The 13231-nt window shown below is 29.6% G+C and carries 10 protein-coding genes and 1 pseudogene; 4 read left to right on the top strand and 7 right to left on the bottom strand.

Annotated features, from left to right (window positions below; genetic code table 11):
- Window positions 1-486 (top strand): group II intron maturase-specific domain-containing protein (locus GXK56_RS09080; RefSeq protein ID WP_279283098.1); only part of this gene is annotated, 486 nt, incomplete at its 5' end.
- Between the two features lie 116 nt (window positions 487-602).
- Here GXK56_RS09080 and GXK56_RS09075 read toward each other — a convergent pair.
- Genes GXK56_RS09075 through GXK56_RS09060 form a run of 4 tightly spaced genes read right to left on the bottom strand, consistent with a single transcriptional unit; the run spans window position 603 to window position 4119 of the window.
- On the bottom strand, window positions 603-1697 hold the full coding sequence (locus GXK56_RS09075) for a DegT/DnrJ/EryC1/StrS family aminotransferase (protein WP_160687141.1): 1095 nt from the start codon (window positions 1695-1697) through the stop codon (window positions 603-605).
- Window positions 1698-1709: 12 nt separating this feature from the next.
- The gene (locus GXK56_RS09070) at window positions 1710-2117 is read right to left on the bottom strand and encodes an FdtA/QdtA family cupin domain-containing protein (protein WP_160687140.1); all 408 of its coding nucleotides are present in this window, start codon (window positions 2115-2117) and stop codon (window positions 1710-1712) included.
- A gap of 21 nt (window positions 2118-2138) precedes the next feature.
- A complete protein-coding gene (locus GXK56_RS09065; RefSeq protein WP_160687139.1) occupies window positions 2139-3266 on the bottom strand; it encodes a glycosyltransferase 61 family protein in 1128 nt (375 codons plus the stop codon).
- A gap of 55 nt (window positions 3267-3321) precedes the next feature.
- Complete coding sequence (locus GXK56_RS09060; RefSeq protein WP_160687138.1) at window positions 3322-4119, bottom strand: N-acetyltransferase; 798 nt, start codon at window positions 4117-4119, stop codon at window positions 3322-3324.
- A gap of 270 nt (window positions 4120-4389) precedes the next feature.
- Here GXK56_RS09060 and GXK56_RS09055 point away from each other — a divergent pair, with 270 nt between their 5' ends.
- The 3 genes from GXK56_RS09055 (at window position 4390) to GXK56_RS09045 (ending at window position 9596) form a co-directional block, all read left to right on the top strand.
- On the top strand, window positions 4390-5511 hold the full coding sequence (locus GXK56_RS09055) for a hypothetical protein (RefSeq protein ID WP_160687137.1): 1122 nt from the start codon (window positions 4390-4392) through the stop codon (window positions 5509-5511).
- 208 nt (window positions 5512-5719) lie between these two features.
- Window positions 5720-7834, top strand: a complete 2115-nt coding sequence (locus GXK56_RS09050; RefSeq protein ID WP_160687136.1) for a glycosyltransferase — start codon at window positions 5720-5722, stop codon at window positions 7832-7834.
- A gap of 214 nt (window positions 7835-8048) precedes the next feature.
- The gene (locus GXK56_RS09045) at window positions 8049-9596 is read left to right on the top strand and encodes a glycosyltransferase (protein WP_160687135.1); all 1548 of its coding nucleotides are present in this window, start codon (window positions 8049-8051) and stop codon (window positions 9594-9596) included.
- 166 nt (window positions 9597-9762) lie between these two features.
- Here the strand turns inward: GXK56_RS09045 and GXK56_RS09040 are convergent, their stop codons facing one another.
- From GXK56_RS09040 to GXK56_RS28135, 3 genes and pseudogenes are all read right to left on the bottom strand, one after another.
- Window positions 9763-11160 carry a glycosyltransferase gene (locus GXK56_RS09040; protein ID WP_160687134.1) on the bottom strand — a complete coding sequence of 466 codons (1398 nt, stop codon included), beginning with the start codon at window positions 11158-11160 and terminating at the stop codon, window positions 9763-9765.
- Window positions 11161-11186: 26 nt separating this feature from the next.
- The gene (locus tag GXK56_RS09035) at window positions 11187-12263 is read right to left on the bottom strand and encodes a glycosyltransferase family 2 protein (RefSeq protein ID WP_160687133.1); all 1077 of its coding nucleotides are present in this window, start codon (window positions 12261-12263) and stop codon (window positions 11187-11189) included.
- A 241-nt stretch (window positions 12264-12504) separates the two neighbouring features.
- A pseudogene (locus GXK56_RS28135) lies at window positions 12505-13231 on the bottom strand (collagen-like protein); the annotation flags it as partial.

Raw genomic sequence — 13231 nt, 5'->3', positions numbered from 1 at the left:
AGTGCAGTAGACTTTGTATCTAAACGAAAATTTTTAGGATTTTCGTTTTACTTTTCGAAAAGCGGAGCAGAAATAAGAATCCATGAGAAATCCATAAAGAGATTTAAGGAAAAGATTAAATTCTATACTAACAGAAATAAAGGAATTAGCATGGAATACAGACTATTAAAATTAAATCAAATCACAAGAGGGTGGATTAATTACTATGGAATTGCTAACGCGCGCGGAAAGCTAGTAGAACTAGACAAATGGATTAGAAGAAGGCTAAGAGCTTGCATATGGAAACAATGGAAGAAGATTAGCACTAAACAAAGAAATCTAGTTAAATTAGGAATCAATAAATACAAAGCGTGGGAATATGCAAATACAAGAAAAGGCTATTGGAGAATCTCCAACAGCCCGATTTTAAGCAAGTCTTTAAATAATAAATACCTAGAATCTCTAGGATTTATTAGTCTAATACAAACATATCAAATGATGCATTAAATTCTGATGAACCGCCGTATACCGAACGGTACGTACGGTGGTGTGAGAGGACGCTAAATAAAATAATTATTTAGCTCCTACTCGATTATAGTTACATTTTTTCTTTTTAGTCCATCTTACCATTTGTTTAAAACATTTATTATATGATTAATTTGGTCTTCACTTATTCCATACCAAAGTGGCAAGCTTAATACTGTATTCGAAATATTTTCAGCTACTGGAAAATCTCCGGCTTTGTATCCTAAATCTTTATATGATTTTTGAAGATGAATAGGGATTGGATAATGAATAAGCGTTTCAATTCCATTAGATTTTAAATAGATTGCTAAAGCATCTCTAGATTCAGTTCTTATTGGAAATACATGCCATATTGAATCATATTCTGAGTTTACAATTGGAAGAATTATTTTATCATTTTTAATTCCTTCAAGATATAGTTTGGCAGTTTTTTGCCTTGTAGCATTCCATTTATCAAGGTAAGGAAGTTTTATTCTTAAAAATTCTGCTTGAAATTCATCTAATCTTGAATTAACTCCTTTGTATTTATGATTATATTTGATTTCCGAACCATAATTGCGTATAGCTTTCATTTTTTTAGCTAATGATTCATCATTTGTGAGTATGCATCCAGCATCACCTAGGGCACCTAAATTCTTTCCAGGGTAAAAACTAAAGCCAGCAGCATCTCCAAGATTACCTGTTTTATTACCATTATAGACAGCTCCATGTGCTTGCGCTGAATCTTCAATAAGTTTTAAATTATATTTGTTACAGATTATTTTTATTTTATCTATTTCTGATGGTCTTCCATATAAATGAACAGCAATAATTGCTTTTGTTTTAGGAGTAATAGCCTTTTCAATTTTATTAACATCAATATTAAAGGTTTTAATATCTGGATCAACTAAAACTACCTTTGCACCAACATAAGAAACTGCTAGAGCAGTAGCAATAAAGGTGTTGGAAGGTACAATTACTTCATCACCTTCTGTAATATCATATCCTCTTAATATAATAGAAAGAGCATCTAGCCCATTTCCGCAGCTTATACAATATTTTGCATTACAATACTTAGCGAATTCTTCTTCAAAGGATGTTACACTATCTCCTAAAATAAAGGAATTTTTATCATATATTTTTTTAAAGGCATTATTCATTTCATCTTTTATTTCTGTATGCATTGGTTCTAAATTTAAAAATGGTATATTCATATTAAATCCTTTCTAATATCTATTACATGCTTCCTGCATATAAAAGTCTATATTTCGTATATAATCATTTTCGTTATAATAATCAGAGGCAAGGACTAAAAGTACAGCGCCTTCGGTAAAATCATACATTTCTCTCCAAACGTAAGGTCCAATATATAAACCTACTGATGAATTATTTAATAAATAATCAGCTTCTTCCTTTGGATTTTTAACTTTAATTTTTACAGATCCATTAACACAGATAAGAACTTGATGCAGCTTTCTATGAGCATGAAAGCCTCTTGTAATATCTGTTGGTACTTTTGTAATGTAGTAAATTCGTTTTATATCAAAAGGAATATCTACAAGTTCTTCTATAGGCGTTAAGTCACCATATTTACCAGTTATATTTGTAAATTTTAATAAGGAACAATTATACATGTTACCTCCATATATATATTATTAAAAGTGTGACAAAAAGTTTATTAAAGCTTTTTCATCTAATTCAAAGCTATTTTGATATAGTACAACATTAGGATTTTCATGAATTTTTCCATCTAAATAACGGCAGGTTTGTCCGAGTATAGCAGCAATATTGGAGTAGCAGGTTAGTTTAGTTTCACTCGGTAAAATGCAAATGATTTTTGCAGTTTTATTACCAAATAAAATATTTGTAAAACCTGCACCACTAGGGCCAGCTATATATTCTGCTTCTGAAAAAAGCTTTAATTGTTCTTGAAAGGGTATTAGTTCTGGATAAACAATCTCATAGCCATGTTCTTTAAATATTTGTTCAACATTATTTTGATTTAATAATATTCTGGTTCCAAAGCAATTTTTTCTTGAAATATATAATTTCTTTGAAGGATTACTATTTATAGCTAAATTATCATGAAGGAGATTAACAGCTGATTCACTCATAATATAATCTTCATATTTTAATAGTGTATTTTTTTTAAGATCAATTGGACCAATAATTAAGTCTGATACATATATTAAATTTTCAACCTCATAACAATAGCCTGCTTTTATTGGGATAATAGGTCTATTGTGAATGTTTAGCATATCTAGTTCATCTTTAAATGATTTTATTCTAATACATCTTTCATCTATTAAAATGGGTACATTATTATAAGCTTCTATTTTATTGATTAAACATAACTTGGACAATAACTCCATATTGAAATGAAAATAATTGAAGGAAGCATTTGATATAAGCATTATACCTTCTTTAATTCTTTCATTTAGTTTTTCATAGTAAGTTAATGTAACATTTTTATCAACGTAATAAACATTACCAATTGCTAAATTAAATCTATTTTCATTGTCTCTTAGAGGTAAGTCATAGATACAATTGTTATTTTCATCAAAGATTATACTGGCTGCACCAATTAAATTTACATTAGATAATTCTGATATATATATTTCTGGAAACTTAACAGTGATATAATTGTCAGCTTCAGTAACATCTCCATAATCTGGTATATAATTTTTCTCAAAATGCTCTTCTTGTATAATAGAATATTTGTAATTTTTAAGAGAGCAGTATTCTTTACATGAAATATTATTTAATCTTCTATCAAATTTCATTTGTTAGAACCTCCTGTTCTAAATATAGGCTAGAAGTAGAACTTAAAATTTATTTTCATTTTAAGTTCTCATTTGCTAGCCACTGGTCATAGCCTAATTTTGCCCAAGGCATTCCTCTAGAAAAAGTATATTTCCAAGGGTAAATCTGACTTCCTGTAACCTTATTTTCTATATCTTTAGTTAAACAAATTCTTTTGGCAGGATTTCCAGCTACTACTGTTTCTTTTTCAACATTTTTAGTAACTATACTGCCAGCGCCAACTAGGGACTCTTTACCTACATTTAATCCAGGTAATATTATGCTTCCAGCTGCAACTACAGCATAATCTTCTACAGTAGAGCCAATTATAGTTTGAGAGGGTGGAGTAGGATCATTGGTAAAAATAACATGAGGAAAAATCCAAACATAATTTTTTATTGTATTTTTTTCACCCATGAATACATTACTATGAATACTCACATAATTTCCTATTGTACATTCCTCTTGAATATCAGAGGAAGTTCCAATTCTAACATTATCGCCAATTATTGAATTTTCCCTGATTGTTACTCTATGCCCAGTTTGAAAGTTATTTCCTATAGTTGTGTTACCATAAATAATAGCTTCACTTCTAATTAAGGCATTTTCGCCAATAATTAAGGGATGAGTTTGATTAATTCGATCTCTATAAAAATCCATTAAGTATTCTCCAAGAATACATCTTGCACCTATAAAAGTACCTTTTTTTATATGAACGTTATCTCTTATTATTACTCCATAGTCTATAAAACAATTATCCTCAATGATTACATTATCACCAACAATGACATTTGCCATAAGCTTTGAAGTTTTAGATATTTGGTTATTGTTCACTTAATCCCTCCTTTAAACTCCATGTTATATCACAAATCATTTGGAATAAATTTTCAATATCTTACATGTATATTTTATGAATATAAAACAAAAATGTACCTAAATTCCCCTCTAGGTACTCTAAAGCGCATGAACTCTTAACTAAACCTCAATTTAAATATTCATGAATTGAATTAATTAGAGCATATAAATAAAAATTGTTATCTTATTACCAAGTAAATTAATACTATAAAGTAAGTTCATCAAATTTTAATAAAGGGGAGGATGTTTGTGAATTTATGTTATATAGAAAATAATTTTAAACATTTGAATTTATTGAAAGAGTTTGTAAAAAGAAATATTAATATTAAAGGAATAAAATGCTTAAAGGAATTAGAAAGTGAAGATTTATTAGTAATATCTAGTGAATATCCAAACTATGAGCAATTAGTTAAAGGATTTCCTAATATAATTGTATGGGAAAATATTTATCAAAAGTTTTATGATTATTCGGTTAATAAATATTTGACAAACTATGATTTTTATCATTTAAAATATTCTTTAAAAAAAGCTCTAAAGCCTAATATTGAATCTATTGTTGTAGGTTCCTCGTATGCTTTGTTTGGGGTTGAAGAAAGTATAATAAATAGTCCCTGTGTTAATTTAGCATTAGCTTCTCAAGATCTTTATTATGGAACACTAATTGGACAACATGTAATTAATAACAATAAGAATATTAAAAATGTGTTTATTGGAACAGGTTATTATTATTTTTATAATGATTTATCTCTTACTCAAGGTGGGGAAATAATGAGAATAGCTGATGTTTATTATCCTATATTTAGGGATGTTCATAATTGCAAGGACTTGCCTCTAAGTCAAAAAGCTATCTTATATGAGGAAGAAATCTTTGATGTTGAAAGGATAGTTGATAGCTTTTGCAGTGCTTTCTATGAAGAAAGAAATGGTAGGTATTTTATAGAAGGCAGGGATAGATTTGAACTTAGAATGGTATTAAGAGGATCATGGAATCAAAAATGGTTTGAACTTGAAGATAATTTGCAAGAGGAGTCTGCATTTGAAAGAGCAAATTCACATAACAAAGCAATTAAGTATGTTGATTCATATAAAGAGAATAGAGAAATTCTTAATTCCTTTGTGAAATTTTGCAATGAAAGGAAGGTAAATGTTTATTTGTTGGCATTTCCAAGTACAAAATATTATAAAAAATATCTTTTGAAAGATTTTCAGGAATCCTATTTATCAGCAGTAAATTCAATTGATGGAGAGCTTAAATTTATTGATTTTAATGATTTAGATATTTTTGATAATAAGGATTTTGTTGATATGGATCATTTAGATAAAAGTGGTGCAACTAAAATTTCTGATTATATAAATAACTTAAAATTGTAAAGTGGTGACAGTCAGCTTTTATTGACTTTGGAGTGAATTGGTGACTGTCACCATAAATTGTGCGCTCAATGGCACAATTAATCACTGCTTTCATAATATAATATAGTGCTAAAAATAAGGTTAAACTTATTAGTAATTAAATTGTTTTTAAAAAGCAAAATAAAAAATTACAATGTAAAAAAGCGTATAGGTACAAGGAGGGAGATAGATGAAGGAAAATAAGATTGCATTTATAATTTGCGTTTTAGATGAAGGACAGATTATTAAATGCAATTCCTGTATTAATGATTTAGAAGTTCCCTTGGGCATTGATATAGAAATGATTAATATAAAAGTAAATAAAAGCATTGCAGAAGCTTACAATATTGGAATGAATCAAACTGATGCTAAATATAAGGTTTACCTTCATAGTAATACTTATATAACAAATAAAAAAATCATAAGAGATTTATTGGACATTTTTCAAAGCAGTAATAAAATAGGCTTAATTGGAGTTGTTGGAACTAAAAGACTTCCAGAGAGCGGTTTGTGGTGGAATGATCCAGGCAAAGTAGGAGAAGTAAATATTTTAAATAATGGTAAAAAACAGTATTATAAATTAAATAACATTATGGAAAAATATGAAATTGTTGAAGCTGTAGATGGCTTAATAATGGCAACACAAATTGATATTAAATGGAGAGAAGACATATTTGATGGGTTATATTTTTATGATATGGCTTCGTGTATGGAATTTAATAAAAGGGGCTTTGAAGTTATAGTTCCAAGGCAGGAAGAAACTTGGTGTATTCATGATTGGGGCAATGAAATTGATAATAATCTTTCAAATGACACTGAAAAATACAGACAAGTATTTCTTAAGGAATATCCAATTATAGTCACAAGAAGCAGTTCAAGAAATGATGATTTATTTAATTTTAATAGAAACGAAGCTATGAATTTATTAGTACAAAATAGAAAAGTTTTAGAAAATCATTTTTATGAAATGAAAAATAGCTTTGAAGCACGAGATTACGAGGGTGTAGCTAATAAAGCTTATGAATTTGCCGCTAAAGCTTCTTGGAGTATATATCATCCTGATTTTTATCAATCTCCTGAAATAGAAAATATGCTTATAGAATGTGCTAGTAAAATACCTACAGAAAATTATGGCATTAATAGTCAAAAGGAGGAAAAAAGAAAAGTACTTCATGTTTTAAGTGAAGGATATTCAACAGGAGGTCATACAAGGCTGGCTAAGAATTGGATAAAAAGCGATACAGATTCAATTCATTCATTAGTTGCTACCTGGCAGCTACGAAGCACTCCAGGATGGCTTATTAATGAAGTTAAAAATAGTGGAGGATGGGTTACTTCACTTGAAACTGTCTCTGATAAATTTTGCGAAAGAGCAAAAGCTCTTAGAAAGTTAGCATATGAATGGGCAGATGTTGTAGTACTTCATATGCATATGATGGATCCAATTCCAGTAATGGCTTTTGGAGTAGAAGGCGGACCACCTGTGATATACATGAATCATGGAGATCATTTATTTTGGCTTGGAGCAAGTATAGCTGATTTAGTAGCAGACCTTAGGCCATCTGGCCAAGAATTGACTTTGACTAGAAGAAGTTGCAAGAATTCATGTATACTTCCTATTCCTTTAGAGCCTAAGAAATTTTATAACAAAAAAGAAATAAGGGAAAAATATAATATAGATGAAAATGAACTTGTTATCTTAACTATTGCATCTAATTATAAATTTAGAAGTATTAACAATCATAATTATATTGAAATTGTAAAAAATATAGTTAATAAGATTGATAATTGTAAAGTTTATATTATAGGACCTAATGATATAGGTAAATGGCATGAAGTAAATGTTGAAACAGGTGGAAAAATTAAAGCATTAGGTGTAGTAACGGAAATTGATGAATTTTATCAATTGGCGGATATATATTTAGATTGCTTTATGATGGGAAGTATGACGTCTTTATTAGATGGTTCTAAATATGGATTATCAATAATTAAATTTACAAATAATCATTGCCCTATTTTAACTGAATTTGATGAAGAATTTAAAGAATGCAGCTATAAAAATGTTGAGGGTATTATAGAAGAAATTAAATTAATTAAAGAAGGCAATATAGAAACGCTTAATAAGCACAAAAAAATCAATGCTTCAATAGAAAAAAATCATATTCTTGATACTAAAGAAAAGATAAAAGATATGTATAACAGGTTAAGTACTCACAAAGTAAATAAAAATCTAATTATAAGTAATAGGACAGAAGATAATGATCTTTTTTGGATTTACTTAATTGGAAGAGGTTATGTTTTTTAAGGCAGTTAAAAGTTATTAATTATGAGTTGAGAGTTATGGATGAAATCTCTGAATTAATTTCAGTAAAGTACCTCTTTGTGGTATTAGCCGTGACTCTGAACTCTACACTTTGAACTTTAAACTGATCGAAGAAGTTAATTATATGAATTTAAATAGATCTTATATATACATATTATTTAACTATAATATGTATAGAAAACAAAGGGGGATGACCATGAACTCAAATATTACACCATTATTAACAGCCCATTTATTTGTTTCAGACAAGAATTCATGGGATGGATTTGATGAAATGTTAAAAGAACTCGAGGAGAGAGGTATTACTGTTAAAATTTATAAACCCAATGATCCATTAGTTAATATTAATCCTAAAAATCCACGTGTTTATGTTTCTTTAGGGGAAAATGAAGAGATGTTTACAACCTTATATGCGCTTCCATTGCATGAAAGAAAACGCTGGTTACATTACAATTCTGCAAAGAATATAAAGCCAGATTATTTATTTCACTGTTGGCTATTTTATACTGATCCATTGCCTGAGAATAAAATAATTCCTATTAATCATTTTACTTCTAATACTCCATTGATATCGGTTTTTACGGCTACCTACAAATCAAAGGAAAAAATTCAGCGTGTTTATAAGTCTTTATTAAGTCAAACCTATCCAAATTGGGAATGGGTAATTATAGATGACTCGGGTGATAATGATTTAACCTACAAAAAAGATTTATTACCTTTAAAAGATTCTCGTGTAAGAAGGTATAGACAAGATAGGAGAAATGGATATATAGGCGCAACTAAAAGATATGCAGCAGGTATGTGTACAGGTGAAATTTTAGTAGAAATGGATCATGATGATGAGATAACTCCTGATTGCCTAGAGAAAATAGTCAAAGCATTTATGGAGCATCCTGAATGCGGATTTGCATATGGTGATTGTGCAGAGCCATTTGTTGGAACTAATGAGTCCAACTGGTATGGATGGGATTGTGGTTTTGGATATGATATATATTATAGAGTTTGGGTTCATAAAATGAATCGATGGCAAAATGTATTGAGAAATACTGTTGTCAATGGAACTACCATGCGTCACTTAGTTGGTTTACCAAATCATCCTCGTGCATGGACTAGAGATTGTTATCATTTACTTGGAGGTCATCGTGAAGAGCTTTTAGTTGCAGATGATTATGATTTATTAGTTAGATCTTTTCTTTGTACAAAATATTTATGTATACCTGATTTGCTTTATATACAATATAGAAATGAAAATGGCGATAATTCAACATTTACAAGGAATAAACAAATTCAAATTTTAGTAAGTGAATTATATAAATACTATGGTGAAAGAATTCATGCTAGGGTCAAGGAATTAGGAGTTCATGAGTTTGTTTCCTATAATCGTGTTTGGGAGAGAGACGAAGATGATGATGCTTGCAAAACTGCTCATATTATAAATGAAGCTTCATCAAAAGTGTCAATGATATTTCCAATTCCATTTTCCGCTCCAAATGTAAGGAATAATAAGTTATTTGAAGCACTTCAAAAGGGTTTAGAAACTAATTTTAAAGATATGGAAATATTGGTAGTAGGTCGTATTCCAGAAGAAATTGAAATTTTTGCAGCTAAGGCACCAATGGGAGCAATAAGATGGTGGCCTATGGAAAAAGAAGATTCCTTAGAAACTTGCATTAAATATGCAAAATATTGCTCTTCATGTAAGGAAAAAGTTGTAATCTTACCTGAAGCTGAAAATAATAAATAAAAGAATGCAATAAAAAGCTGCACTAGGTTTATTTAATTTAGTGCAGTAATTTCTATGGATAAAAATAATTATTCAATTTAATATTGTTCTAAATCTTATATAGGAATTATATCAATCTAAGCAAAACTTAATAAAACTCAGATTGATATAAATTTTGAACAATATCTTATGCAAAATCTCTTTGGAATTTAGCTACATACTCATATGACAAGAAGTGCCACCTCATATTTTCACCAACAATATTGCAAATTTGATTTAAGAATGTATCATCTTCCTGTGTACTTTCATTGCGATATTGAAGTACATAGGGGTTCACATAACCACATTCATTAAAAATATTGTAAATGTCTGTTAAGGTAAAAAACTTATTATAGCTTCTATCTACTAGAGGATTTTGACTACATGTAAATTGTCCATTTAGCAAGGTTTTAATTACTGAATAATGCATTACATTAGGTATTGTTGCTATTATATATCCTCCAGGCTTTAGAAATTTTTTAATCTCTTTTAGCAGTTTCCATGGATTTGAACTAGATTGAAGCTTATTTCCTAGAATTATATAGTCAAAGAAGTTCTCTTTATTTTCTTTAAAATTCATATTATAGCTTTCTTCAAAGTCTTTAGTAGTTATTTCTATAATTTTACCGCAGATTCTAGCAACATTCAGGTCTGTTTCAATACCATAAAGTCTAGCTTTAGGATGAATGTACTTTAGCCTCAGTAATGTAGCACCTAGATTACAGTCAAGTTCAAGAATATTTAGTTCTTTATCAATAGGTTCGCTTATAGAGTTAATAACATCAAATTTAATTATACTTTCATAGTTAGAATTAAAATGCCACTTATCTTGAAATTTTTGAGCATTTTCTTTGAGTATAGTATTAAATTTACCATTGTCAGCATTAAAAGATGCGCTTCCAAAATGGTGTATAAAACTATCGTGACATACCATAAGCTTATAATTAGCTTCTATAATTCTCATGGATAAATCATCATCTTCAAAGTTTCCTGGACTAAATCTTTCATCAAAGGTACCAATTAAATTAATAACTTCTCTTTTTACTAACAAACAAAATGCAACAAGTCTAGTTTTTTCTTCCCACTTTTTTGGTGAAGAAACATTATTTTTATCAGCAAATTCAATTAGCTCTTCCATATTTTCATATGGTATATTTATAGATTGATAATTGGAGCAATTATTAGTTATACTTGCAGCTGCACCAATTTTTTCATTGCTATATAGGCATGTTTTAAGATTACTAAGCCACCTTGGCGTGACTTTAGTATCGTTATTTAAAAATAAAATATCATTTTCTTTTTCAGCAGCTTCTATACCAATATTACATCCTTTTGGAAAACCTATATTTTCATCATTTAAAATAAGTTTAATATCAGATTGTTCTTTAAGCCATTCTCGAGTTCCATCAGTGGAATTATTATCTATAACAATTATTTCATAAGAATTAGCATCTGTATATTTTCTAATACTATCAAGGCAAATAATATTATAATTTAGATTATTATAGGTTAAAATTATTATTGAAGTTTTATTAGTAGGAATCATCTATTTTTACTCCTTTTAATATAAAACTATTTATTAATAATTTTTTTAAAGTAGCTTTTATTATATTGGTAACAAGAATCTAGAGGCTTAAATGTACCTGCAATTTCATTATATTTATTTGCCTCATGGATGTTTCCTAATCTATCATAGCAAACACATAGCTGCATATTAGGGAAGAATCCCCAGCAATCATGATAGACTAAACCTAAACAATTGACGGGTTTTTCTAATTGTGTAGCTAACTTGTACCAAAAGATTGCTTTTTTATAATCGCATAAACTAAAAAGGTAATCTCCAATTTGACAACAAATTTCTCCTCTTGGAGTATCATATTCAAAGCTTTTTAGTAGTGGCTTGAGTACATTTTTTTTATCTTTGATTTTTTCATAGCATATTGATAAGCTAGAACAAGCAAATATCTTATCTTCACCCCATCCGCCGTCAGCATCTAAAAATTTATTAAAATACTCTATAGCCAATTCATACCTTTCACTATAATATAATTCCCTTGCATAATAATAAATACCTCTTAAACTTAGTTCTTTTCCACTTGCAAGTACTTTTTCATATATTAATAAATTTCTGCCTGGAACTGAAGGGGGTTCTTTTTTATGAGTTATACAAATATCTGCATTAACTATTTTTCCCCATCTTTCTAAAAACTCATGAACAGGTTCCTTCCAAATATAAGAATTAGATCTTTTAGATAAGCGCTCTCTATAATATGACAAGGTTGTATTACCGTGTTCATCAAAAGCAATATTGTATTTCATCATAAAAATATCAACAGATGGATCTAAGTTTTGTTTTAATTCTTTAAATCTAATTTGGTCTTCAGGAAGAATAACATCATCTGCATCTAACCATAAAATATAATCCTTGGTTGCCTTTGAATATGAGTAATTTCTTGCAGCAGAAAAGTCGTCTATCCAATTAAAGTCGTATACCTTGTCAGTGAACTCTTTAGCTATTTCTTTAGTATTATCTGTTGAACCAGTATCAACTATTATAATTTCATCTACAATATCTTTAATGGAATTAAGGCATCTTCCTAAAACTTTTTCTTCATTTTTAACTATCATACATAAACTTATAGTTGCCATATAATCACCTCAAATAATTTTTTTGTTAAGTGAAGTTAAACTTCAATGATTGTTTAAATGTATATAACATCATATGTTAATAGCTATTTTTTGACTTATATTAATAGAAATAAGTCAAAAGCTTTGGAGTAGTTATAAATTTATATTTTCAAGTAAATTAATCATTTTATGAAAAGATGTCCAAAAGATATACTTTTGGACATCTCTAAAATTATTGGATTTTACTTAAAAATTTCCCCTTTTATGGAGTTGGAGTGTTTGGACCAAGTAATAGGATAGTAGCTGCGGCTCCACGACTTAGAGCTCCTGATGGTGTTCTAACTAGTACAGTTAATAAATCACATTGCTGAGCTGTACCAGTGTTAGTTGATGCTCCACAACAGCTAGGACCAGTTACTATTGCAATAATACCAGTGCCTGTAAAATTAGCACCACAATCTGTACTCTTATAGACTTCAGCACTTGCTGTAGCTCCAGAAGCTATAGTATTATCTCTTATACTAAATACTATTCCACTAAGATCTGATGCTTGTGGTACAACTACGCTATTTCTAGATGGACCTTGTGGATTTGAAATACCTAGACCTAAGAAGTTACCATCACTAATTGATTGATCTGAAGCTAAATAAATTACGCTAGTTGTACGACCTTGGGTTCCTTGAGCGCCTTGACTACCTTGGGTTCCTTGAGAACCTTGGCTGCCTTGAGAGCCTTGACTACCTTGAGCTCCTTGACTACCTTGAGAGCCTTGAACACCTTGACTACCTTGAGCCCCTTGGCTACCTTGAGCCCCTTGGCTACCTTGAGAACCTTGACTACCTTGAGCTCCTTGGGCACCTTGAGAACCTTGAGGTCCTTGAACGCCTTGAGCCCCTTGAACACCTTGAGTTCCTTGAGCCCCTTGACTACCTTGAGTTCCTTGAGCCCCTTGGCTACCTTGGTCACCTTGAGAGCCTTGACTACCTTGA

Origin of the sequence: Clostridium sp. C2-6-12, assembly GCF_009928485.1 — a bacterium.
GTDB lineage: Bacteria > Bacillota > Clostridia > Clostridiales > Clostridiaceae > Clostridium.
Note: the sequence above shows the minus strand (reverse complement) of the source record. Positions and strands in the feature narration are given on the sequence as shown.